Genomic DNA, 25012 nt, shown 5'->3' with positions numbered 1-25012 from the left:
TGGAAATTCATGTCGCGAATCGCCAATCTGCTCTTCGCCGGCGTGGTGTGCTTGATCGGTGCGATGATCTTCGTCGCGACCAGTCCCACGGCATTGCGAGAGGATTCGCACACCACCCCTGATGCTGTGTCTCCGGTTGCACCGTCAGATGACATCCGCTTCCAGTCTGCGAGTGAGTCTGCAGCGAAGTCCGCTGGCAAGCCGGAAACTTATCCTACGGTCATCCGCAAACCATCTGGTCCGCCGCGGATCGAACTCGCTGGCACTGACCCGCAAGGACGAACCGGCAGCGTTGCCTGCTCCACTTGTCACAGCGTTCGCCAGCCGAACTTGGGCAACAAAACGGCCGCCACGCTCGACGAATTTCATCAAGGCATGACATTCAGTCACGGCAGCATCACTTGCTACTCCTGCCACAATCCCGATGACTCGGATTCGTTGCGGTTGGCCGACGGAACTTCGGTGGCTTATCAGGAGGTGATGACGCTGTGCTCTCAGTGCCACAGCAAACAAGCGGAGTCCTTCGCTCATGGTGCCCACGGTGGTATGAACGGGCACTGGGATTTGACTCGCGGACCCCAGATGAAAAACAACTGCATCGACTGCCACGATCCGCACGCACCGGCCTACCCCAAGATGATTGTCGGCTTCAAACCGAAAGACCGCTTCAACGCCCCTCTCGATCACAGTCACGACCACGAAGGAGCGGAATCCCATGACGAGCACTGAAACCGACTCAACGTCCCCGTCCAAGCCCTGCCTGCCCATCGTTGAGAACTTCAGCCGCCGCGCCGCCGTGAAGGCCGGTTTTGCAACGCTGGGTGCGGGAGCGTTCGTGGCCGCGATTTCGCCGCTGCGACAAGCCGCCAAGAACACTTCGGCGGCGGAGTTCATGCAGACGCACTACACCGAACTGTCGCCCGAGCAAAAAGCCGATGTGATTGCTCGCCTGGAAGCGGAGACCAAAGAGAAGTACGGTGCGGACGTGACGATCGGGGATGATCGCCCAATCCCTGGCACAAAATTCGTCTACGCGATCAACCTCAGCGTGTGCAATGGGAACGGCAAATGTGTCGAAGCCTGCCACAAAGAAAACAATCACGACCGCGACACCAACCAGTCGTACATCCGCGTCATCGAAATGCCCAAGGGCACGATGGACATGGAACAAGGCTCGACGACGTACACCGGTGTGGTTCCCAAGGACGACAAGTTCTACTTGCCTGTGCAGTGCCAGCAGTGCGACGAACCACCCTGTGTCGACGTTTGCCCGGTCAAGGCGACGTGGAAGGAAGAAGATGGCATCGTTGTGGTCGATTACAACTGGTGCATTGGTTGCCGCTATTGCGAAGCGGCCTGCCCGTATCACGCGCGGCGTTTCAATTGGAAGAAACCCGAAGTGCCGGCGGCAGAGGTCAACCCAGACCAAAGCTACTTGAGCAATCGGATTCGTCCGGTCGGCGTCGTTGAAAAATGCACGTATTGCTTGCACCGAACCCGCCGCGGCAAGTTGCCCGCGTGCCTGGAAGCCTGCCCGACGGGCGCTCGCGTGTTCGGCAATATTCTCGACAAGGATTCCAATATCCGCTGGATTCTGGAAAACAAACGTGTTTACATCCTCAAAGAAGAACTCGGTACCAAGCCGGCATTCTTTTACTACTTCGATTGACTGGGAAAGAAGTTGACGCAAAGTCGCGTGTGGTGGGGAGACGCGGAGGGAGGTTTCAACGCGGAGCTTTTGACCTTCTTTCTCCTTTCTTTGCGACGCTCCGTCTGGCCGCCTCTGCGTCATTTTTCTTGAGAAGCAATTCATTATGAGCAGCATCCCCGCCAAAGAATCGCATATCACGAGCTATCCGAAATTCATCGGACGTTCGTTGTGGCTGGCAACGGAAGGGTCATTCGCGTTTTATGCGTGGATGACGATGTTGACCATGCTGTTTTTGGTCGGCGCCAACGCGTGGGCCAATCAAGTTGCCGGCGGCATGATCGGCACCAACATGACCGATCAAGTTTCGTGGGGACTGTACATCGCCAACTTCACGTTCATGGTCGGATTGGCGGCGGGCGGTGTGATGATGGTCATCCCGGCGTACCTGTATCATGACCGCAAGATGCATGATGTTGTCATCCTCGGCGAGTTGCTTGCCATTGCTGCGATCGTGATGTGCTTGCTGTTCGTTGTCGCTGACCTCGGCCGGCCGGATCGGTTTTGGCACATGTTGCCAGGGATTGGGAAATTCAACTGGCCGATCTCCATGTTGACCTGGGACGTGATCGTGCTGAACGGCTATCTCGTCTTGAATCTGCACATCTGCGGCTACTTGCTTTACATGCGGTTCCTCGGTCGCAAACCCAACCCGACGTGGTACATCCCGTTCGTGATGCTGTCGATCGTGTGGGCGATTTCAATTCACACCGTCACCGCGTTCCTGTACTGCGGTCTTGGTGGGCGACCGTTTTGGAACACCGCACTGCTTACCCCACGCTTTTTAGCCTCCGCGTTTGTCTCCGGCCCCGCCTTCATCATCGTTGCGATGGTGCTGATTAAAAGACTGACCGGCATCGGCGGGCTCGATCATCCGATCGCCACGCTGACCAGGATCATCCGAGTCACCATCCTGATCAACCTGCTGATGGTCGCGTCCGAGCTATTCACTGAGTTCTACACCGGTGGCTCGCACGTGAGCGCAGCGAAGTATTTGTTCTTCGGCTTGCACGGCAAAACCGCACTCGTCCCATGGACCTGGACCGCGATCGGATTGAACATCACCGCGGCACTACTCTTCCTGTGGCCGGGGTTGCTCGGATTCCGTTGGCGGCCGCTGCTAGTGGCCGCTTGCTGCATGGCGTTTGTCGGCGCGTGGATCGAAAAAGGCATGGGGCTGATCGTCCCCGGTTTCATCCCCAGCACGCTGCACGAGGTCGTTGAATACGTCCCCAGCCAACTCGAATGGAAAGTCACTGTCGGGATCTGGGCGTTCGGCTTGATGGTGTTCACCATCGCGGTCAAAACTGCCCTGCCGACGCTGAAACGCCCCGCCGAGCATTGAAGCTGTTGGGCGACACGCATCTGCTGATTCGGCGGAAGAGTCTTGCTCATAGCCCGTCTCTTGAAGAACATATCGTTCCTGCCCTCCGCGACGATTGCGGTCGGGCTGGCGACCAAGGTCAACGGTCGTTGCCAGTCCCACAACTCGTTCCCAGGCTCCCGCCTGGGAACGCACTGACGGCAGGCTCTGCCTGCGTTTGGGATTGCTAAGCAGGTCGGCTGGAATGATCGGGCGTAACCATGTGAGCCGTTTGGGCGTTCGCCCCGGTTGCGCGTGAAAACCGTGGCTAACGCCAACGGCTCACATACCCGATGACACCTGCGTACCTGTTTAGTAGGAGGCGGGAGCCTCCCAGGCAGTGTGTTCCCAGGCGGAGCCTGGGGACAAGACGGGGCAGCAACAACTGTGAGTCACTTCACAGACCAGAGGCTCCGCTTCTTGTAAAACGATTCCCGTCCCTGTGTGTCGGCTCACACTGCAAACGGACGTGCCGAGCCGAAGAGGAACCAGACAGGAATTCTCGTTCCAATACCAATCAAAGCTCAATTTTTGCAAGGATGCCTCTCCATGTCTCGTAAACGATTCACCCGTGCATCAGTCGTCGGCGTGGCTGCGTTTGGAAGCCTGTTGCTTGCCGGATGCCGCCAGAACGGGAGTTGCACTGTTCCTTCGGCAGGGTATGGCCCGCCTGCCTACTCGGCGTCGCCTTCGTATTCCCAGCCCGCGTACCAGGGGTCTGGCTCGACGAACTCAGTGCCTGCGTCGTCGTATTCCGCCCCTGCACAAAGCTACTCAGCCCCAGGCGGTTCTGGGACCCGCTCTGCGCCATCTGGCGGTTCAGGCACACGGTAAGCCATCCCGGAAGGGTGAGACGCAGGAAACGATTCTTGATCCGTCGGCATGGCTGACTGGTCGACACAGCAAACGTCGGCCAAGAAAAATTCGGATGTCGTGTAAGGATCGTGTCGGTCCACCGTCTTCACTTGCGAGCTGCCAAGGTTCGGCTTCCCGAAGCCGAGGCGACGGTAGGAATCACCATGCAATCATCACTCCTGCGAGAAAATGCCGAACTCGCCAACAACGACATGGAAGAGAACTGCGATCGCCACGGCAGATACGGGCCCCCGGGCCTACGACGGGAATGGACGCTCGTTTCCAATCCCGCACGAATCTCGTTGCCGCCGTTGCAGCACGAACTCGAAGCGACTTCCCGCGACCCGCTGAAATCACGTTACGATATTGTCTTTTGGGAACGGCACACGATCACCATCCTTCCAATCCGCCGGTTCCTCGATGATCTGCTCCGGGCCGATCAGCTTGATGTGTGCATGCAGAAACTGATCGATGTCTTCCATTCGCTCACCGTTGAGGGTGTCATGTGCGGCTCGGGCCAGACCGGTTGGCATTGCTTCGGCTGCACTGACGGATGCGGTTTGGGATGTCAGGGAACCGTGGTGAAGATTGCGTCGAAGGAGTCATCGTGATACCACGCCCACATCTTGTCAGGGCAATCGCCCTGTTGGTCCTGGGACTGCTGTTCTGCGTGTTCCCCGGTTGCTCTTCAAACGACGCCGATAAAAACGAGAACCAAATCGTTTTGACAGGCTCGAGCACGGTTGCCCCATTGATGAGTGAGATCGCCAAGCAATTTGAATCGCTGCACCCTGGAGTGCGTGTTGATGTGCAAAGCGGCGGCTCTTCACGAGGCGTTGCCGATGCACGGCGTGGCCTCGCTGACATCGGGATGGTCTCGCGAGACCTCAAAGCAGAAGAACAGGACCTGACGGCGTTCCCGATCGCTCGAGATGGTGTCTGCGTCATCATCCATCGGGACAATCCCGTGGCCTCACTCACCGACGATCAGGTGGTGGCCATCTACACAGATCGCATCAACAATTGGAAGGACGTTGGCGGGGCAGACGCTCCCATCACCGTCGTCAATAAAGCCGAAGGTCGATCCACACTGGAGCTGTTCGTTGGGCATTTTCAACTGGACAACAAACAAATCAAAGCCGATGCGGTGATCGGCGACAACGAACAGGGGATCAAGACAGTCGCCGGTAACCGTCACGCGATTGGTTACGTTTCGATTGGGACTGCTGAATACGATGCCACGCACGACGTCGAGATCAAACTGCTCCCGCTGGCGGGGATCGCGGCATCCATCGAAAATGTACGAGCGGGTGACTTTCCCTTGTCGCGTCCATTGAATCTGGTCGTGAAAGGCACGCCAACCGGAATCGTGGCGGAGTTCATCAAATTTGCTCGCTCACGCGATGTCAATCAGATCATTCTGGAGCAGTACTTTGTCCCGCTCTCGCAGTGATGTCGCGCTCGTTTGGATCCTTCGTGGATGCGGGTTGCTGACCGGAGCGATCACGGTGGTGATTGTGGGGTTTCTGCTTTGGGAATCACTGCCCGCCATTCGCGATGTTGGTGTTCGTCGATTCGTTTCTGACCAATCCTGGCACCCGTCCGCTGGGGCGGCCGGCGGGCAATTCAATCTTGTTCCGATGATTGTGGCGACGGCGCTGGCAACCGCGGGCGCCGTTCTCCTGGCAGCACCCCTTGGCATTGGCTCGGCCGTGTTCGCACACTTCTATGCACCACGCCAATTGAGGCACACGCACGGCAAGATGATCGAACTGCTCGCCGGGATTCCTTCGGTGGTCTACGGTCTGTGGGGCCTGGTCGTGCTCGTCCCACTGATTGCACGCTGGCATCCGCCAGGCACCAGTCTGTTCTCGGCGATCATCGTCTTGACGATCATGATTCTTCCAACCATCGCGTTGCTCGCCGGTGCTGCGTTTGACAATTTGCCAAGCGAATACCTGCGAGCTTCCGCGGCACTCGGATTGTCTCGCGGGCGAACCGTTTTGAGCGTCGTGTTGCCGGCCTCTCGATCGGGTCTGTTCACGGCCGTGTTGTTGGGGACAGGCCGGGCGATCGGCGAGACCATGGCGGTGCTGATGGTGGCTGGCAACGTCGTCCAAAACCCGACCAGCATCTTTCAGCCGGTCCGTACGATCACGGCAAACATTGCGTTGGAGATGGCTTACGCGATGGAGGGCCATCGTTCGGCACTGTTTGTGTGCGGACTGCTCTTGATGGGAATGGTCATTGTGCTGGTTGGCTTCGCAGAATGGGTCAGTCAAGGACGCATTCATGGATAGCACAACCACCACGCCGTCGCGTCCAACTGTCAGCAGGCTGCTTGATTCCCTGGCGACCTGTGTCGTGTGGTCCATCGCCGCGATGGTCAGTGGTGTTTTCGTCTGGATTTTGGCGGACATCGTGATTGCCGGCCTGCCCTCGATCTCCTGGGCGTTTCTGACGGAAGCTCCTCGCAACGCGGGACGTGATGGAGGGATCTTTCCCATCATTGTTTCAACGCTGCTCATTCTGGCCGTTACGATGGTCGTGTCCGTGCCGTTGGGAGTCGGAACTGCGATCCTGCTAAGTGAGTTGACGCAGGCGGAAAGTCTATTTGGAAAGCTGGTGAGAAGAAGCTTGGATGTACTCGCAGGGGTGCCCTCCATCGTGTTCGGGCTGTTCGGCAACGCCTTTTTTTGCATCCACTTGGGGCTGGGGTTTTCCATCTTGTCGGGCGGTCTCACACTATCATGCATGGTGCTGCCGATCCTGATTCGAGCGACGGAAGAAGGGTTTCGTTCCGTTCCAAATGAATATCGGATGGGGGCGGCGGCGTTGGGATTGTCGCGAACAGCCACGCTTGTCCAACTGCTATTGCCAGCCGCTGTGCCAGGTGTTGTTGTCGGATTGGTGCTTGGTATCGGCCGAGCGTTGGCTGAGACCGCGGCGTTGATATTTACCAGCGGATACGTCGACCGCTCACCCGATTCGTTGTTTGATTCCGGGCGAGCCTTGTCGGTTCACATTTTTGATCTGTCGATGAACGTCGCTGGCGGTGATCGGCATGCGTATGGCTCCGCGTTGGTTCTCATTGCGATGTTGTTGGTCATCAACGCGAGTGCTAGCTGGACTGCCAATCGTTGGCTGAGAAAAAGGATCGTGGTGACATGAACGCAAAAGACAGAACAGCACGCAACCAAGATGGCTGCGAACGAGCGTCTTGCCCCGAAAGCAACGGGTTCACGCTTGGTCCCGTCGACACCGGGCCACCTTGCTGTCTTCCTCAGCCGCTGATTGAAGTCGACGGGCTTGCGGTTCACTACGGGAACGCTCGCGTCTTGAGCGGGATTTCGTTGACGATCAACCGAGGGTGTGTGACCGCGTTGATCGGGCCATCGGGATGTGGAAAAACGAGCTTCTTGAGTAGCTTGAACCGGATGACGGACATGATTCCTGGATGCCGAGTGGAGGGGAAGATTGCGCTCGGTTCGCTCGACGTCCGCGCGACCAAGGATGTGATCTCGCTCCGCCGTCGCGTCGGAATGATCTTTCAAAAACCAAATCCATTTCCGCTTTCGATACGCAAAAACATCGAAATGCCACTGAAAGAACACGGGATGCGGAACCGGAACGAGCGTGCAGAAATCATTGAGACCGTTCTCGAAGACGTCGGCCTGTGGGCTGAAGTGAAGGATCGGCTTGACTCGTCTGCCTTGTCCCTTTCGGGTGGCCAGCAGCAGCGGCTTTGCATCGCACGGGCGCTTGCCTTGCGTCCCGAAGTTCTCTTGATGGATGAGCCGTGCAGCGCCCTGGACCCGCTGGCCAGTGGTGTGGTGGAAGAGTTGCTGCTCCGTTTTCGAGGTCGGTACACCGTTGTCATCGTGACCCATAACTTGCAGCAAGCCCGGCGGGTTGCCGATTACGCGGCATTCTTCTGGGCAACCGACGGGACTGGCACGTTGGTCGAGCACGGGACCGGTGCTCGCATCTTCGATGAACCACGACAACCGTTGACGGTCGCCTACGTCAACGGCAAGGCGGGTTAACGCATTGAATACGAATCCAATCGGAAAGCTCCTGGACCATCCGCCTGAATCAAGCAAGTCGGCGGCGAATCCCCATCGGGTGATCGTGTTCTCGCGGTATCCAGAGCCTGGTGTGACAAAGACGCGGATGATTCCGGCGCTAGGGGCTGAGCGTGCGGCAGGGCTCCAGGAGTCATTGACGAAGCGGACGTTGGCCGTCGCGAGTGAGTATCGAAGCGGCCATTCATGTGATTTGGAAGTGCGATTCGCCGGTGGTGATTCAACACGAATGCGAAACGCATTTGGGACGGACAAGGAGTATCGTTCCCAGCAAGGTGCAAGTTTGGGGGAGCGATTGATCGATGCATTCGCGGTTGCCTTCAACGAAGGTGCAACACGCGTCGTCGTGATCGGATCGGACTGTCCCGAAATGGACCCCACCATTCTTGACGAGGCGATGAGGGCACTGTCGCATGCCGATGTGGTGTTGGGGCCGGCGATCGATGGTGGTTACTACCTGATTGGGTTGAACGCGAATCAGCCTGGCCTCTTTCAAGAGATTGACTGGGGCGGCGAAAATGTGTTCCGACAAACCGCCCGGAAGGCAATTCAGTTGCGATGCAAAGTCCATTGTTTGCAAACGCTTTCGGATGTCGACTATCCCGAGGACTTGGTTGTCTGTCGACATTGTCTCGATCCCATCGATGGCGTGCTTCCCCTGACCCGCGAAGGGTTGTTGTCGGTGATTGTGCCGACGTTGAATGAAGAACGCTGCATCGAACAGACGCTCAGCCGAATCGTTGGACATCCGAATGTCGAAGTCATTGTCGCGGACGGCGGCAGCAAGGATGCGACGATCGAAATCTCGCGACGCATGGGCGCGGCGGTCGTCCCAGCCAATCCGGGACGCGGGCGTCAGATGAACGCTGGCGCGGCGCTCGCGAGCGGCGATGCGCTGCTGTTTCTGCACGCTGACACCCAGTTGCCGGAACTCTTTCATCAGCACCTGCGGACGACGCTTGAACAAGGCGCCGTTGCAGGGGCCTTTTCGTTGCGAATCGACGACGACCGTTGGGGGTTGCGGTGGATCGAGCACGGCGTGAACTTCAGATCGCGTTTCCTCGGACGACCCTACGGGGATCAGGGATTGTTTGTGTCCGCCCGTCGGTTTTTCGAAATCGGTGGTTTTCCGAATTGGCCGCTCATGGAAGACGTTGAGCTGTGCCGGCGTTTGCGGAAGCAGGGAACCATTTCGCTGGTCGAAGCCGCCGTCACAACTTCCGCCCGCCGGTGGCTGCGACTGGGGATTCTAAAAACCACCCTCATCAACCAACTTTGCATCGCCGGTTTTGGCTTGGGCATTCCACCGGACACGTTGCACCGCTGGTATCGGTCGCGGCGTTGAGTCTCGCAAGTCTTGCACTACCCGTGCTTGCCAATTTCCCACCCGCTACCGCCAAGATGCTTCTGGGCGAAAGCCGCGGATTCTGGTTCAAGAGTTGTCGCGAACGTGTCGTTCCAGCGATTCAGGAATCCAAATAACGCAATCGTTGCTCCCAATTCAACGATCTGTTCGTCGCTGTAGTGCAGTTTCAGGGCGGCGAAGTGTTCGCTGGTGACAGCGTTGGGCGTGCTGCCCGCAGCAAGTGCGAAGCGTAACGCAGCGACTTCCGCAGCGTTGAAAAGGTCGCTGTTCTCGAAGTCCCAAACCGCTTCGAGCTTTTCGACGGATACGCCCAGGCGAAAGGCCTCTCCGATCGTGTGCGCTTGGCAGTACCGACATCCTGATGCATGGCTGCTCACATGGGCAACCAAACTTTTCAGCGGCGCAGGGACCCGGGATTTGGATCGCTGATGACGGATCGTCCAGACGATGTTCTTCCAGAACAACCGGACGCCCGTCCAAATCGGTATGCGACGGCCGGCTGGCGGGCCCAGGATGTTTCCAACCAGCATTGCGAAGTTGCTGAGCACTGCTGGTTGACGAGCCATCGTCAACATCGAGTTTGGGACCACGCCGAGTTGCTGTCGTGCCATGCGAAAGATCAGTTCACATTCGCGGGCTTCGGATTTCTTCAGCGGAGATAGATGGGATGGCATGAATACTCAACTCCAACAAAACGATCGAGCGTGATGATCCAGGTCGCCAATCCGCGAGTGTCGTCGAACGCTGGGATATGAAGTGACGGACCATACTGCGGGGCAATCTGGAGGGCAACGTCAGCGACTCGCAATCTCAGTTTCAGGACGAAAGGCATGCCATGCAAACCAAAACGTATTCATCCACTGAAGTTCAGCCTCAGCCTTGACGACTCGAATCGTTTGATCGTCAGCGTCGAAGGCCACGGTGAACTTTCTGTTGCCCAGTGACATTTCGATTTGCTTCGATGTCCCTCCCAACGCGGAAATCGGAATCGCCATTGAGTTGGCATCGTCCCAAACCCCCAACACGCTTTCCTTCAAGGGCAAGGCGTTGCTGATTGGCTTTGCCGGGAACATCAGTTGGGGCTGTTTGAAATAGCGGGCGTACGGACTGCCTTGGTAGTTTCGCCGGTGCCCCGTTTCCGATGAGAGGACGGTTGTGTTTGGGTTGCGAGCTTGCCATGCAGCCCACGTGGTGAGTTCCATTGGCAACCCTCTCAACTTCATTCCGGCACCGGGGCCAGAAACACCTTCGCCTTTCACCTGCGACCAGAGACTTTCCGTGTTGGATCGGTCGTACATCAACACGTTGCTGTTGTAGAGCAAACCGGAGACGCCGAACTCCAGCTCTCCCAGCGGAGTCTGGCGATCAAAGACGACGGCGGAGTCACACAGAGGACAATAGGTCACCGCGATCGGTCGTTCTCCGAGGCGATCATTGATGATCTCGTGATAGTTCAAAATTGCGAGCGGGTAGGCACGCGATTCACCCCCCGACGCGACGCCGATCACCCGGTCGCCGGCACGCAAGTAAGTCGCTTCCGCCGCCGATACCATCCTTGGATTTGACAGAGAGGGGATGCCGTCTTTGGGAGGGCCACCGGAGCGAATCTCCTGGACGGGGATGGTTGCGTGCCTCAAGTCAAATCCGACACCGCCTTGACCTCGAAGTTGCACCGGTTGGGCGATTGGCGGATTGCTGGGGAAACGATCCGCATGACGTTGCAATGACCATGTCACTGCCAATGCGAACGAAGTGAAAAGCAGGCAACGGCGGATCAGTCCGGACTGAATACCCATTTCGGATCAACTCCTTTTCGATGAATCAAGATACCTGAGTGAGCTGCCTGACGATGACGTGTCGTGGCGACGTCGGAATGATTTCCGGCAGCGACCGATGGGGTGGCCATGCGTTTTTTCCCATGGGTCCAATGTCACGATCGCAGCGAGGAGTTCATGGGGCAGTGAGGCAACTCACAGTTTGCAAAAGATCCGCAAAACACTTCGTAGCAATCTTCCTCGAGGGAGCCTCTTGATCAGTGTAGCTCTGGATTGTTCCCCAGTGAACGAAAGCCGCCGCAGCGGATTGTTTCTTGCTCCTTCTTCCTCGCGTTTCGAGCGGGAGAGGGTTGGGGCGGGGGAGCTGACCTGCTACGACTTCAGCACTCACTTTTTAAACTGCACCCCTTCACTTTTGAGCTTCCAAGCATGAGTTGGCGAGACTGGTACGACGCGCTCGACAAGCCGGCTTGGACGCCTGAGCCTTCCACGATTGGCACGATCTGGCAAATTCTTTACCCGATCATCCTGCTCACGTTCGGATACGTTTTCTACCGAGTCGCCCGCAAGCAAATCCCGTGGCCCGTCGCGATCCCCTTCGCCATCAATCTGATCGCGAACATCGCCTTCACACCAATCCAGTTCGGCCTGCGGAACCTGCCCCTCGCCGCCATCGACATCGCGATCGTGTGGATCACGATTGTCTGGGCGATGAAAGCCATCTGGCCGCACCATCGCTGGATCGCTGTGGCTCAAATCCCGTACCTGATCTGGGTGACGATCGCGACCGTGTTGCAATTCACGATCACCTGGAACAACGGCTGACTCTTTCGTGGCCCAGACCCCTTTTGATGCGATGGGACGACCGTTCAAAGAGGGCTGCCCCGAATGATCGGAGTTGACGACGACGCCATCGCCATCTTGTCCCCAGGCTCTGCCTGGGCACACAGTGTCTTGGAGGCTCCCGCCTCCCGCACCGCCGAAGCCAGCAGGCAGAGCCGGCGGTGCATCGCGTTCCCAGGCGGGAGCCTGGGAACGAGGAACGCCATCTTGTACCCAGGCTCTGCCTGGGCACACAGTGTCTTGGAGGCTCCTGCCTCCCACACCCCCGAAACCAGCAGGCAGAGCCTGCCGTGCATCGCGTTCCCAGGCGGGAGCCTGGGAGCGAGGGACGCGGTCTTGTACCCAGGCTCCGCCTGGGCACACAGTGTCTTGGAGGCTCCCGCCTCCCGCACCGCCGAAGCCAGCAGGCAGAGCCTGCGGTGCATCGCGTTCCCAGGCGGGAGCCTGGGGACGAGGAACGCCATCTTGTACCCAGGCTCCGCCTGGGCACACAGTGTCTTGGAGGCTCCCGCCTCCCACACCGCCGAAGCCAGCAGGCAGAGCCTGCCGTGCATCGCGTTCCCAGGCAGGAGCCTGGGAACGAGGAACGCCATCTTGTACCCAGGCTCTGCCTGGGCACACAGTGTCTTGGAGGCTCCCGCCTCCCACACCGCCAAAACCAGCAGGCAGAGCCTGCCGTGCATCGCGTTCCCAGGCGGGAGCCTGGGGACGAGTCGTGAGGAAATGTTAGGCTGACGAAAGGTGTCAATCCTTTCGTCCAGGAAAGCAATCATGTCTCGTTCTCGATATAAGTTCGGGGAAGACTATCGGCCGTACTTCATGACTGACACGATCGTGGCTTGGTTGCCTGTCTTTTCTTACCCGGCGTTCACCGACGTTATTTTCAGTAGTTGGCGTTTTCTTCAAAGCGAACGTGACATTCAAATCCTCGGATTCGTTGTCATGGAAAATCATTTGCACTGGATCGCGGTGGGGCCGCAGATTGGCAAACGCGTCGGTGAGTTCAAGTCATTCACGGCGACGAGCATCTTCAACAAGATGGAACAGATGGGCTATGAAACCTTGCTTCAGGAGTTCGAGTATTTCAAGCTGCGTCACAAGGTCGACCAAAGGCACCAGCTATGGCAGGAAGGCAGTCATTCGCAAGTGATGGAGTCGGACGAAGTGATGTGGCAAAAGATTGAGTACATGCATCACAATCCGTTGCGTCGTGGATACGTCGACGATCCGCTGCACTGGCGTTTCTCCAGTGCAAGAGCCTACGCTCGCCAACCTTGCCTCATCGATGTTTGCACGGACTGGATGTAACAACCTTGTACCCAGGCTCCGCCTGGGCACACAGTGCCTTGGAGGCTCCCGCCTCCCACACCGCCGAACCAGCAGGCAGAGCCTGCGGTGCATCGCGTTCCCAGGCGGGAGCCTGGGAACGAGGGACGCGGTCTTGTACCCAGGCTCTGCCTGGGCACACAGTGTCTTGGAGGCTCCCGCCTCCTGCACCCCCGAAACAGCAGGCAGAGCCTGCGGTGCATTGCGTTCCCAGGCAGGAGCCTGGGAACGAGCGAGGCATTGGCGCACGAAAAAAGCCGGCGTCGGTCAGTGACCAACGCCGGCTTTTTGATTCGATCGTGAATGACAGGCAAGTGCCTGTCTCACTGAAGTTGCGGGAGCCGGATTCGAACCGACGACCTCGAGGTTATGAGGCTAGCCCGGAAAACTTCAAAAACACCGTGTTTGACGAAGATTCCGCGATCCTATATCCCTGTTTGCGCTTGTGCAACCGTTATCACTCTTTATCGACCGTTAGAAGTACTTCCTTTTCCGAGCACCCCCAAACAGGGATGACGAACGGGTGACGGAATATCGAAAGCGTGTAAGCGATGAGAGATACACGCGCACGGCATCTGCAGAACGTGAGTGGACGTGCCGCTGCCCTTGGAAGCAGTCTCCGCTGTACGGCCGTCGCACCAAACGATGAGTGAACTATTCACGGCTGGGTTGCCTCACCGCGACGAAGTACTGCCAATTGAAGGCTGGTTCGACCCGGCTTGATTGAAAAGCCCTTATCCGGAACGGTCCATCCAAGTTGTCCCTTAAAGATTGACGGGGCGACACGCCGGAGATCCTCTCGCAGGATCACTCGTTCTCGATGCGGTTGCGCCCCAGATACCGAACATCACTTGGACGCTTACATCGGAACGAAGTCCGGCGTTGGCCGTTTGTCGATGATGCAAAAAGCATCCATTACGTCCTCAATCTTGCTGTCGTACCAGACTTCGTGATCATCTTCGTTTCCACACAGAACAACTTGGTCTCGCTCCTCCATCGCGCGGTGAAGTTCTCGCCAAAAAAACGGCCCGTTGTTCGTTGAGAGCACAGCCATTAGTTGCACTGGTTCGACCAATCCAGTCGGGTCACCAGAGAATCGCGTTCGCAGATGTCCAATCGCCTTTCTTCGCCTGACGTGAACGATGGAAAGTGAATTCCAAACTGCAGGCACAGTGGATAGGTCGCCGTCGCGTCGATCATTGCCCGACGTGTGCAACGATCAAACGAGTAAACGGCAATCTCGTGCTTCCTGTCTCCCGCGAAACAGCACGCCGACGCATCGACCAAGAATTCATCCTGCTGGTCAATGCCGTAGGTCGGCCACTACGTTCTGATTGTCTCCCAGTTCGGATCCATTATTTTGCCTCGCCTCGTTCTTCGCCAATCGAATGTCAAACGCTATCCTGTCTTAGGATAAGGCTACCGACAACGAGCCCAACTAAGTTGAACTTAGGAACAAAAGAACAATGATTCCGAAACGCATTGACGCAATTTCTGGTGACGATTTGCGAACAATCGTTTCCGAAGGAGTGAAGGAGGGACGGACCCTTGAATTTAAAGAATCATTGCCAGGACGCGGGGACTCTGATCGCAAAGAGTTTCTCGCTGATATCACCTCATTCGCCAACACATCCGGTGGCGATATGGTGTACGGGATGAGGGGTGAACGTGATGCAGATGGAAAGACCACTGGCGCAGCGTCAGAATTTACGGGGCTAAAGGAGATCTCGACAGACGCCGAAACGCTGCGGCTAAAGGAGATGGTGCTTCACGGCGTCGCACCCAGAATCGTCGGCCTAGACGTTGTCGAGATCGAGGGCGGTGATGAAGGCCCAGCGATACTCGTCCGCATCCCAGATAGCTTTCAGAAACCACACATGGTGACTTTCAAAGGAAGTTCACGATTTTACGGACGGACGAGCGCTGGAAAGCACCAACTCGATGTCGGCGAGATCCGAACGGCTTTCGTCCAGTCGGCAAAACTACCGGAGATGCTTCGAGCTTTCGTTCTTGACCGGCTGACGAAACTGCTTGACGACGCTGCCTCGATTTCATTGATCGACGGCCCGATCGCTGTAGTTCATTTCGTCCCAATTTCAGCGATGCTCGGTTCGCACAAAATTGATCCTCGAGACATCGAGCACCCCCAATCGCTGAACTTCGCTCCGTTTGGAAGGGACGGACTGGAGCGAATTAACTTAGACGGTTACGCGAAGTACACAGCGACCAGCGAAGCTGATCGGGCACGAATCTATGGACAATTGTTCCGAAACGGTGCCGTTGAATTTGTTTCATCATCCGTACACGTTAAGAACAGCGGCGAGTCGAGTGATTTTTCCGCTACGCACCTATGCAACGACCTGCTAACCACGCTCATAAAGTTGCGGAATCTCTACCGTCATCTCGACGTCGATCCGCCCTATGTCATCTTCGTATCGCTCTTGAATGTCGCACCTTGTCAAATTTACCTACCGGAACGGTTCCGACATTTCATCGACACGGTCACAATCAAAACGAACCAAATCACATTCTCCGAACAGCTGATTGACGAGCCGATCCCCGATGACCGTTCGCTTCTCGCCAACATACTTCGCCCACTATTTGATGAAATGTGGCAGGCGTTCGGCATAAAGCAATGCATGGACTTTACACAAGAAGGCGAGTGGCCCTCTTAAGTTTTCGGTGATCCGGTCTCGGGCGTTCAACATCAAAACGCTGGTGGAGTGATTCCCTTGGCTTTGAGGGCCGCGAGGTACTTGTCTGGTTTGGCGGCTAGCTTTTTGGCGCAGCCGGGGCAGCAGATGTAGACGGCTTTTCCGTTGACATTGACCTTGCCTGGGACGCCCATGCCACCAAGTGGTTCGTCCATGACGGGACAGGTTTTCTGTGCGGCGATTGCGGCAGCATCGGCAAGCGTCGATTTGAAAACGCCCTCGCGGACTTGTTCGCCTTTGGCGGTGTAGTACTTGGTGAGGTACTGGTCGGGTGAGGCTTCGACTTTCTTGGTACAGCCGGCACAGCAGACGAAGAGTGACTTGTCACCGATCGTGACCTTGGGTGGCTTTCCCATGCTGCCGAGCGGTTGGCCGCTGACGGGGCATGTGGCTTGGAGGCTGATGAGGAGTTCATCAGAGAGCTTACCGCTGGCGAGTTTGCCCATCGCGTGGAATACCAGAGGCTGGTTTCCGATGTTGGTGATCTCGACGTTCATGTGCAACGGTCGATCAACGACTTTGGAAAGGTCGACGCCGACTCCAATCGCGAGATTCTTGAGCGTTTTGAGTTGGTAGGTGTATTCCTTCTCGCTGTCACCAACTCGCAGTTTCAGCGTGCCGCTCGCGTCGGGCGGGGCGATCGGTTGGTCGTTCTTGCCAAGGATCATGAACATGATGCCTTTGTCGGCGATCACCGTTTCGACTCGGCGGTCGCCAACGGTTTGCACAGTGCCACCGTGAGGGCCAGTTGCCGCAGTGGCGTGGCTGTGGCCAGCGTGGTTGTGTGCCGCGTGGTCGTGTCCGGAGTGGACGTCCTGCGCGGTCGCGAGTTGGGGCGACGCGAACAGTGTGGCCGCGACAATTGCAGTGAGAATGCGAAGTTTCATTGATATAGTTCTTTGAAAATAGTGATGGTACAGGGTGATGAACGTGGGGCTACTGATTCAACTTGGCGAGGTACTTGTCTGGGTCGGCGAGCAGTTTGTCTTTGCAGCCGTCGCAGCAAATCCACACTGACTTGCCGTTCACATCGACCTTTTCAGGAGCTCCCATCGTTCCGAGCATCTCACCGCTGACTGGGCACATGTGTTGGGCCATCGCGGACTTGTAGTCCTCTGGCGACAGCTCTTTTAGCCCCGGCATCATCTTGGCCATCGGAGAATCGGCATCGGCATGGTTGCCGTGATCGTGATCGGCGTGGTCGTGGTCGGCATGGTCGCCATGGTCATGGTCAGCATGGGCGTCAGCGGTATCGCTGGCGGGAGTCGCGGGGGGCGTCACAGGGTCGGATTCGGGCGAGTTACACCCGTAAATGCCGAGAATGAGCATCCCGCCGAGCAGGAAAGGGATGAATTTCGTAAGTCGCATGGGGATTTGCCTTCGCGGATCAGGAGGGCGGAGTTTTCGATCGACGTGCATTTGGATGCTTGGGCGGTCGCTTTCTTCACGCGGCGCGTAAGAATTCTTCTATTTCCCCCAATTGCGTGAAGAAACGGCAACTTGGGGCATCAAAAAACACATAACAGCAGAAACGTCTCGCGGAGAACGAGTGGCTTATGTCAACCAACGATTGCAAAACCGTGCAGCCATACCTGTCGGCATATCACGACGGCGAGCTTTCGGCTGGACAAGCGGCAACTGTGGCACAACACGTTGAGGCGTGCGAATCGTGTGCATCGGAGCTTCGTGCGTTCGAGTCACTCGGGTCGGCTTTTGCGCAGGCTCCTATTCCAGCCAAACGGGACGATCTTTGGCAGCGGATTGAGCGTGAACTTTCGAAAGCCAATGAGCCGGTGACACTATCGCGACGGTTCAGCGTTTGGGTTCGTGAGTCGCCGTATGGTGCGGGACTGGTGTCGATGGCGGCGTCCATTCTGTTGTTGCTTGGCTTTGGCCTTTGGTACGGCGGCAACAACAAACACGAAATGGCCGGCAACGGTAGAGCGATGGCGATGCACGGCAACGACGGGCATACTCATGACGACGAAATGTCGGCTGAGCACATGGTCGAATTCGCTAGCGTGATGGATGACTATTTGCAGAAGCTGCCAAGCGATCCGGATGGAGCGGAACAGATGCTGCTGACGAAGTACGATGGTGAGAAAGTCGACACAGAGGGAGCAGTGAAGTTGGTCGGTTATCGACCGATCGTCTCCGGCGGATTGCCAGAGGGCTATTCGTTGGCGTCGACAAGCGTGTTGAAGATGCCTTGCTGCACCTGCGTGAAAGCGGTTTGCAAACGGAATGACGGTTCGACGTTGGTTCTGTTTGAACACGACGACGAAGAGACGGCTTGGTTTGGCGATCGTCGCCAGAGCATGGCGATGTGCGGCGACAAGGATTGCTGCCTCGTTGATCTCGATTCCAGCATCGCGGCGACTTGGAAGCAAGGCACGCGGAGCGTTACAGCCGTTGGCGTTCGTGACCAAGACGAAGTGGCGAAGCTCGTGACTTGGTTGAACAAATCCTAAAGCGAACTCATGAACGAATTCTTCAAGCAACACCGCGGAAAGCTCTGGATTGGACAAGCGGTGGCGTTTGTGCTGCTGGGTGTCGTCGTCGCATCTTGGTTTAACGGCGGCTCAGGAGAGTCGAAAGTCTCCGAGACTTCCTCAACGGCGCACTCGGAGGCAATGCAAAGCAAGCCTTCAATTTGGACTTGTTCGATGCACCCGCAAATACGTCGCGACGGTCCGGGCAGTTGTCCAATCTGTGGCATGGACTTGGTGCCAGTCAAGGAATCGGCCGGCGGCGTTCGCACGGTTTCGATTAGCCCAGAAATCAAGAGCCTGATGAACGTGCAGGTCAGCCCCGTGCGTCGACAGTATGTCACTGCCGACGTTCGCATGGTTGGCAAGGTCGAATACGACGAAACTCGTCTTGCCCACATCACCGCTTGGGTGCCCGGTCGATTGGAACGCATGTTCGTTGATTTCACTGGCGTCGAAGTCAACAAGGGCGATCACATGGTCCAGATCTACAGCGAGGCACTCTACACCGCGCAGGAAGAACTGTTGGCGGTGACCAAACGCGATCGGCCGCAGAGTTCCTCTCGTTTTATCGAACCGCTCGATCTTGCCGAGTCCGCTCGCGAGAAGTTGCGTTTACTCGGTTTGACGACGGAGCAGATTCAAACAATCGAAGAGCGCGGTAAGTCATCCGAAACGGTGACGATCTATTCGCCCGTCGGCGGTGTGGTGGTTGCGAAGAACAAACAAGAAGGCGACCGCGTCCAAACCGGCGACCGCATCTACACGGTCGCCGATCTGAATCACCTGTGGGTTCAAATGGATGCGTATGAATCGGATCTGGCTTGGTTGCGATACGGGCAAGACGTCGAGTTCACGACTGAAGCCTATCCTGGCGAAGTTTTCCGCGGCCGAATCGCGTTCATTGACCCAGTGTTAAACGAAAACACACGGACGGTGAAAGTTCGTGTCAATGTGTCGAATGGTGATGGCCGATTGAAGCCGGAGATGTTTGTGCGAGCGATCGTCAAGTCGAACGTCGCTTCGGGTGGCCGAGTGCTCGACGCATCGTTGGCAGGAAAGTGGATCAGTCCGATGCACCCGGAAATCATCAAAGACCAGCCTGGCGACTGTGACATTTGCGGCATGCCGTTGGTGCGAGCAGAAACGCTTGGCTACGTCACGGCGGAGCCAACGAGTGCCGCGAAACCATTGGTCGTACCGGCGTCAGCCGTGTTGCTGACCGGGACGCGAGCGATTGTGTACGTGCAGATTCCCGACGCCGACAAGCCAACTTACGAGGGTCGCGAGATTGTGATCGGTCCGCGCGCCGGCGACTTCTACCTAGTAAAGTCGGGCCTCGAAGAAGGCGACTTGGTCGTGACCAACGGCAACTTCAAGCTCGACAGTGCGCTTCAGATTTCCGCAAAGCCTTCGATGATGACACCACAAGGTGGTGGCGGCGGTGGACACAATCACGGAGGCATGGAAATGCCGAAGGACGAAGAAGGCGTCAAGATGGACGCAGGTCCAACGGAATTGGTGCCAGCGGTACGTGATGCGATGCGGGGCATTGTTGAGCAATACAAAACGATTCAAGCAAAGATCGAAGCGGCGAATCTTGCTGAGATTCGCGGAAGCTACGACCAATTGAGCAAAGCTTTTGAAGCGGTGCCGGCGGACTTGATCGGTCCTCAAATGCGACCGCAGTGGTTGGAGGTCGCAATGCTATTGCGGAACGATGTCACCGAAGGCCGCGAGGTAAATTCCATGCGTGAAGCCGATCGGGTGTTCGCGTTGACTCGCCAGCACGTCGATCAAATGAAGGCTCAGTTCCCTTTGCCGATGTCTCACGACGAAATGCAGATGCGATCCATGACGAACATGGCCGCTCCGGCAGAAGTCGTCGAGCAACTCAGTGGTTTTGTCGCACCCTATTTGCAACTAAGTCAAGCACTCGCGGCGGACGATTTGGATGCCGCAAAGCGAGCGGTCGAGCCGTTGCATCAGCGATCGGCTTCATTGCTGCCAATCGTCTCCGAAGACAAATCCGTCGAAATGTGGACCAAAGAGAAACGCGACTTGTCCGAGATCACTACAAGATTGCAGAAGGCAAACGACCTCGCCGCCTTGCGTAGCGGGTTCGCGTTGCTGTCTGAACAGATGTTGAGCCTCAAGCGAATGTTCGGCCTACCGACTGACGAAACGCTTTATGAGCTTCATTGCCCGATGGCCTTTGAGGGTCGCGGTGCCTCTTGGATTCAATCGGATGATGCCGTTCGCAATCCGTACTATGGCGCTTCGATGCTGAAGTGTGCCGACAAAGTCGAAAAGCTGTAGGCCGAAAATCCCAACATGCCTGACAACGATGCAACAATCGAAAACGCGAAACGCTCGGTCCTCGGCCGGCTGATTTGGTTCTGCTTGACCAACAAGCTAGTTGTGTTGTTGCTGGTCATCGCGACGCTTGGTTGGGGCATCATGATCGCTCCGTTCGACTGGGACACGGGAGCATTGCCTCGCGATCCGGTACCCGTCGATGCGATTCCTGACATTGGCGAAAACCAGCAGATCGTGTTCACGCAGTGGATGGGGCGTAGCCCGCAAGACGTGGAGGACCAAATCGGTTATCCGCTGACGGTCGCGCTGCTGGGCATTCCCGAAGTCAAGACGATCCGCAGCTATTCGATGTTCGGCTTTTCGTCGATCTACATCATCTTTGGCGAAGACGCGGACTTCTATTGGTCCCGAACGCGGGTGCTGGAAAAACTGAATAGTTTGCCGGCCGGCACGCTGCCTGATGGTGTGCAGCCGACACTGGGGCCAGACGCGACGGCACTCGGACAAATTTATCTTTATACGCTCGAAGGTCGCGATCCAGATGGAAACCCGACGGGCGGCTGGGATTTGCGAGAACTGCGTACGATCCAGGATTACTACGTTCGATATTCGCTGACGTCGGCCGAAGGCATCAGTGAAGTGGCGTCGATTGGTGGCTTCGTTCAGGAATATCAAATCGACGTTGATCCCGATGCGATGCGGGCCGCTGGCGTGACGTTGGCCAAAGTGTTCGAGTCCATTCGGATGACGAATGTTGACGTGGGTGCTCGGACGATTGAACTGAATAAGGCCGAATACGTTATCCGTGGTTTGGGCTTCATCGAGAATATCGAAGACATCGAGAAGACCGTCGTGAAGGTAACGGACAACGTGCCGATCACGGTCGCCGACGTTGCCCACGTGTCGCTTGGGCCGGCACTTCGGCGTGGTGCGTTGGATAAGGCAGGTGCCGAAGCCGTCGGCGGCGTCGCGGTCGTGCGCTACGGGTACAACCCACTAGCGGCAATCAAAAACATCAAGCAACGCATCAAAGAAGTCTCACCGGGTCTGCCCACAAAGGTGCTTGTCGATTACACGAAGACGTCTGCCGATGAAGTTGACTTGTACGCCGATCGCCATGGTCTGGAACCGATCACCGGAGCAATGACCAGCAGCGATGCTTGGGTGAAACATCTTCGTGGCATGCCTCAAGAACAGTGGCCGACATGGATCACGACCAGTCAAGTCGCGGTCGTTCCGTTCTACGATCGCACCGGATTGATCTACGAGACATTGGGTACGTTGAACACGGCGCTTTTTGAGGAAATCCTCGTCACGATCATTGTGATCCTGGTGATGGTCATCCATTTGCGCAGTTCGTTCCTCATTAGCGCGTTGCTGCCGCTGGCGGTGCTGATGTGCTTCATCGCCATGAAGACCTTCGGTGTGGATGCCAATATCGTCGCCCTGTCAGGCATCGCGATTGCAATCGGGACCATGGTCGACATGGGGATCATTCTCACCGAGAACATTCTCAAATATCTCGACGAAGCGGAACCGGAAGATGACAAGTTGACGGTGATTTTCAAGGCGGCTCACGAAGTCGCCGGTGCGGTGCTGACCGCCGTGACAACGACCGTGGTCAGTTTTCTGCCGGTGTTCACGATGATCGGTGCAGAAGGAAAGTTGTTTCGACCGCTCGCTTTTACCAAGACGTTTGCACTCGCAGCTTCTGTCATTGTGGCGTTGACCATCATTCCGCCTGCGGCCCACATCCTGATGGGTGGGCGTATTGTATCGAAGAGCTTGCGTCGCGGAGCCTGGTTCGCGTTGCTGATCCTGGGCATTGCCGCGTCGATGCTACTGACATGGTGGGTCGGTGTTATCTTGATCGCGCTGTCGGCGTACAAGCTGAATGAAGAAAGGATCCCCGAGCGTTACCACCGTTTCGGACCGTACGCGGCCAGTGCACTTGCGGCGTTGGTCGTCGGCGTGTTGCTGACTCAGGAGTGGTTGCCGCTGGGGCCACAGAAAGGTTTGCTGTTGAACTTGCTGTTCGTCGGCGGATTGATTGGCGGCATCCTCGGGTTCTTCACCATCTTTCAGCGATTCTTGTACGAACCGATCCTGCGTTGGTGCTTGAACCACAAGCTAGCGTTTCTCTGCTTTCCAACTGCGATCCTGCTTTTCGGCGGATCGGCTTGGTTGGGCTTCGACAAAGTATTCGGTTTCGTCCCCAAGTCACTCTCGATGATTGGTGTGTCTGAAACGACCGTTCGTCAGTCCGGTCCTTGGAAAGCTGCAACCGACGTGTTACCGGGACTCGGCAAAGAGTTCATGCCGCCGCTCGATGAAGGCTCGTTTCTCTACATGCCAACGACGATGCCGCACGCTTCGATCGGCGAAGCAATGGATGTTTTGCAGCTGCAGAATCAACTGTTGGTGTCGATTCCCGAAGTCGAATCAGTGGTCGGTAAGATCGGTCGCGCCGACACGCCACTCGATCCCGCTCCCGTGTCGATGATCGAGACCTACATCACCTACAAGTCCGAATACAAATCGGACGAAGACGGTCATAGGCTAAACTTCCGCTACGACGAGGAAGCCGACGAGTTCGTCCGCGATGACTCCGGTGTGCTGATTCTCGATCCCGCTGGCCGACCGTTCCGCCAATGGCGTGACGAGATTCGCACGCCGGATGATATCTGGCAAGCAATCACCGCGGCAGCTGAAATCCCAGGCACGACATCGGCACCCAAGCTGCAACCGATCGCAGCTCGGATCGTGATGCTGCAAAGCGGCATGCGAGCACCGATGGGAATGAAGGTCAAAGGCCCGGACCTGGAAACGATCGAGCGAGTTGCTCTCGAATTGGAATCGCTACTGAAACAAGTTCCGACCGTGCAATCCTCCGCCGTCATCGCTGACCGAATCGTCGGCAAGCCGTACTTGGAAATCGACATCGACCGTGATGCGATCAAGCGATACGGGTTGCACATCCGCAGCGTGCAGGATGTGATCGAAGTCGCGATCGGTGGCCGGCAAATCACAACGACGGTCGAAGGTCGCGAGCGGTTCCCTGTCCGCGTGCGTTACGCCCGAGAGTTGCGAGACGACCTCGAGTCGCTCGAACGGATTCTCGTTCCAACGCCAGCTGGCGCACAAATCCCGCTCGGCCAACTAGCCGACATTCGCTACACCCGCGGCCCGCAAGTCATCAAGAGCGAAGACACATTCTTGCTCGGTTACGTACTGTTCGACAAGAAACCTGGCGAAGCGGAAGTCGACGTGGTCGAGGATGCTCAAGCATTCTTACAATCGAAAATCGACTCGGGCGAGTTCACGCTGCCGGCCGGTGTGACGTACACGTTCGCGGGCAACTACGAGAACCAAATCCGATCGCAGAAGACATTGTCGATTGTGTTACCGCTAGCCCTCGGAATCATCTTTCTGATTCTGTACATGCAGTTCAAATCTGCCATCACGACATCGCTCGTTTTCAGTGGCATTCTGATCGCTTGGGCAGGCGGCTTCATCATGCTGTGGTTGTACGACACCGATTGGTTTCTCGACTTCAGTTTGCTCGGCACCAACATGCGTGAGCTTTTCCAGGTCAAGACGATCAATCTAAGCGTCGCCGTCTGGGTCGGCTTTCTCGCCCTGTTCGGAATCGCCAGTGACGACGGCGTGGTGATTGCGTCCTACCTCGACGAAAGCTTCCGCAAGGACCGGATCGAAAACGCCAAGCACGCCCGCGAAGCCACCGTAACTGCCGGCATGCGCCGCGTACGCCCGTGTTTAATGACCACAGCAACGACTTTGCTGGCATTGATTCCCATTCTGACATCCACCGGCCGAGGCAGCGACATCATGGTGCCAATGGCCATTCCGAGCTTCGGAGGAATGGCCATCGCAATCATCACGATGTTCGTGGTCCCGGTGCTGTACTGTGCCGCGATGGAGTGGAAGCTGCGACTAGGAATCAAGGACGAGCGGTTCGTAAAGGACGCTTAGATACGCTTCATGCAAATGGCAGCCGTAGCCGAACTTACCTTGCCGTAACCGCTTTTCCAACCTACACTGATTACTTAGAGCCTTATCAATCTACAGGTTTCCCATCCTCTTGATGTTCCGTCTTCTGTTCATCTCGTTCATCACACTACGTGTGGTTGCGTGCCCCGTATTTTGTG

21 protein-coding genes are annotated in these 25012 nt (G+C 56.7%); 15 read left to right on the top strand and 6 right to left on the bottom strand.

All coding sequences use genetic code 11. From position 1 onward, the window contains the following. Positions 1-9: 9 nt before the first annotated feature. The 9 genes from PSR62_RS00790 to PSR62_RS00750 all read left to right on the top strand — a co-directional run bounded on the left by PSR62_RS00790 (position 10) and on the right by PSR62_RS00750 (position 9356). Positions 10-729: a cytochrome c3 family protein gene (locus PSR62_RS00790; protein WP_274405930.1), complete on the top strand. Its 720-nt coding sequence runs from the start codon at positions 10-12 to the stop codon at positions 727-729. After that, on the top strand, positions 716-1669 hold the full coding sequence (locus tag PSR62_RS00785; protein ID WP_274405929.1) for a 4Fe-4S dicluster domain-containing protein: 954 nt from the start codon (positions 716-718) through the stop codon (positions 1667-1669). The genes PSR62_RS00790 and PSR62_RS00785 overlap by 14 nt, the downstream gene beginning before the upstream one ends. A gap of 145 nt (positions 1670-1814) precedes the next feature. Then, a complete protein-coding gene (gene dsrP, locus PSR62_RS00780) occupies positions 1815-3053 on the top strand; it encodes a sulfate reduction electron transfer complex DsrMKJOP subunit DsrP (protein ID WP_274405928.1) in 1239 nt (412 codons plus the stop codon). A gap of 1037 nt (positions 3054-4090) precedes the next feature. Continuing rightward, entirely contained in the window at positions 4091-4537 is a 447-nt protein-coding gene (locus tag PSR62_RS00775; protein WP_274405927.1) for a DUF3641 domain-containing protein, read from the top strand. Next, positions 4534-5379: a phosphate ABC transporter substrate-binding protein gene (locus PSR62_RS00770; RefSeq protein ID WP_274405926.1), complete on the top strand. Its 846-nt coding sequence runs from the start codon at positions 4534-4536 to the stop codon at positions 5377-5379. The genes PSR62_RS00775 and PSR62_RS00770 overlap by 4 nt, the downstream gene beginning before the upstream one ends. Beyond that, positions 5360-6226 (top strand): phosphate ABC transporter permease subunit PstC, encoded by an 867-nt coding sequence (gene pstC / locus PSR62_RS00765; RefSeq protein WP_274405925.1) that lies wholly within the window; start codon positions 5360-5362, stop codon positions 6224-6226. Before PSR62_RS00770 ends, pstC begins: the two co-directional genes overlap by 20 nt. Further along, complete coding sequence (pstA, locus tag PSR62_RS00760) at positions 6219-7097, top strand: phosphate ABC transporter permease PstA (RefSeq protein WP_274405924.1); 879 nt, start codon at positions 6219-6221, stop codon at positions 7095-7097. The genes pstC and pstA overlap by 8 nt, the downstream gene beginning before the upstream one ends. Then, entirely contained in the window at positions 7094-7972 is an 879-nt protein-coding gene (locus PSR62_RS00755) for a phosphate ABC transporter ATP-binding protein (RefSeq protein ID WP_274405923.1), read from the top strand. Before pstA ends, PSR62_RS00755 begins: the two co-directional genes overlap by 4 nt. 79 nt (positions 7973-8051) lie before the next feature. Further along, complete coding sequence (locus PSR62_RS00750; protein ID WP_338020263.1) at positions 8052-9356, top strand: TIGR04283 family arsenosugar biosynthesis glycosyltransferase; 1305 nt, start codon at positions 8052-8054, stop codon at positions 9354-9356. Positions 9357-9373: 17 nt separating this feature from the next. Here the strand turns inward: PSR62_RS00750 and PSR62_RS00745 are convergent, their stop codons facing one another. Continuing rightward, positions 9374-10051, bottom strand: coding sequence for a carboxymuconolactone decarboxylase family protein (locus PSR62_RS00745; RefSeq protein ID WP_274405922.1), 678 nt, complete (start codon positions 10049-10051; stop codon positions 9374-9376). A 120-nt stretch (positions 10052-10171) separates the two neighbouring features. Further along, positions 10172-11173 carry a DUF3179 domain-containing protein gene (locus PSR62_RS00740; RefSeq protein WP_274405921.1) on the bottom strand — a complete coding sequence of 334 codons (1002 nt, stop codon included), beginning with the start codon at positions 11171-11173 and terminating at the stop codon, positions 10172-10174. Between the two features lie 408 nt (positions 11174-11581). Between PSR62_RS00740 and PSR62_RS00735 the strand changes: the two genes are divergently transcribed. Continuing rightward, positions 11582-11977 (top strand): TspO/MBR family protein, encoded by a 396-nt coding sequence (locus PSR62_RS00735; protein ID WP_047812678.1) that lies wholly within the window; start codon positions 11582-11584, stop codon positions 11975-11977. A gap of 44 nt (positions 11978-12021) precedes the next feature. Here the strand turns inward: PSR62_RS00735 and PSR62_RS00730 are convergent, their stop codons facing one another. Then, complete coding sequence (locus tag PSR62_RS00730) at positions 12022-12768, bottom strand: hypothetical protein (protein ID WP_274405920.1); 747 nt, start codon at positions 12766-12768, stop codon at positions 12022-12024. Between PSR62_RS00730 and PSR62_RS00725 the strand changes: the two genes are divergently transcribed. After that, positions 12767-13303, top strand: coding sequence for an REP-associated tyrosine transposase (locus tag PSR62_RS00725; protein WP_274405919.1), 537 nt, complete (start codon positions 12767-12769; stop codon positions 13301-13303). The two genes, PSR62_RS00730 and PSR62_RS00725, sit on opposite strands and share 2 nt — an antisense overlap. A gap of 877 nt (positions 13304-14180) precedes the next feature. On the opposite strand, the gene PSR62_RS00720 is transcribed toward PSR62_RS00725, so the two are convergent. Then, positions 14181-14375 carry a hypothetical protein gene (locus PSR62_RS00720; protein WP_274405918.1) on the bottom strand — a complete coding sequence of 65 codons (195 nt, stop codon included), beginning with the start codon at positions 14373-14375 and terminating at the stop codon, positions 14181-14183. 412 nt (positions 14376-14787) lie between these two features. Between PSR62_RS00720 and PSR62_RS00715 the strand changes: the two genes are divergently transcribed. Next, on the top strand, positions 14788-15996 hold the full coding sequence (locus PSR62_RS00715) for an AlbA family DNA-binding domain-containing protein (RefSeq protein ID WP_274405917.1): 1209 nt from the start codon (positions 14788-14790) through the stop codon (positions 15994-15996). Positions 15997-16028: 32 nt separating this feature from the next. Here the strand turns inward: PSR62_RS00715 and PSR62_RS00710 are convergent, their stop codons facing one another. After that, the gene (locus tag PSR62_RS00710) at positions 16029-16922 is read right to left on the bottom strand and encodes a hypothetical protein (RefSeq protein ID WP_274405916.1); all 894 of its coding nucleotides are present in this window, start codon (positions 16920-16922) and stop codon (positions 16029-16031) included. Between the two features lie 49 nt (positions 16923-16971). Further along, entirely contained in the window at positions 16972-17403 is a 432-nt protein-coding gene (locus PSR62_RS00705; protein ID WP_274405915.1) for a hypothetical protein, read from the bottom strand. 188 nt (positions 17404-17591) lie between these two features. On the opposite strand from PSR62_RS00705, the gene PSR62_RS00700 reads away from it, so the two are divergent. From PSR62_RS00700 to PSR62_RS00690, 3 genes are read left to right on the top strand one after another with little or no spacing between them, the layout of a single operon-like run. Beyond that, positions 17592-18506, top strand: a complete 915-nt coding sequence (locus PSR62_RS00700; protein WP_274405914.1) for an anti-sigma factor family protein — start codon at positions 17592-17594, stop codon at positions 18504-18506. Between the two features lie 9 nt (positions 18507-18515). After that, positions 18516-20843: an efflux RND transporter periplasmic adaptor subunit gene (locus PSR62_RS00695; RefSeq protein ID WP_274405913.1), complete on the top strand. Its 2328-nt coding sequence runs from the start codon at positions 18516-18518 to the stop codon at positions 20841-20843. A gap of 15 nt (positions 20844-20858) precedes the next feature. Next, positions 20859-24836 (top strand): efflux RND transporter permease subunit, encoded by a 3978-nt coding sequence (locus tag PSR62_RS00690; RefSeq protein WP_274405912.1) that lies wholly within the window; start codon positions 20859-20861, stop codon positions 24834-24836. The last annotated feature ends 176 nt before the right edge of the window (positions 24837-25012 follow it).

The sequence above is a fragment of the Rhodopirellula sp. P2 genome (genome assembly GCF_028768465.1).
Lineage (GTDB): Bacteria > Planctomycetota > Planctomycetia > Pirellulales > Pirellulaceae > Rhodopirellula.
This window is presented reverse-complemented; position numbering and strand designations above follow the sequence as displayed.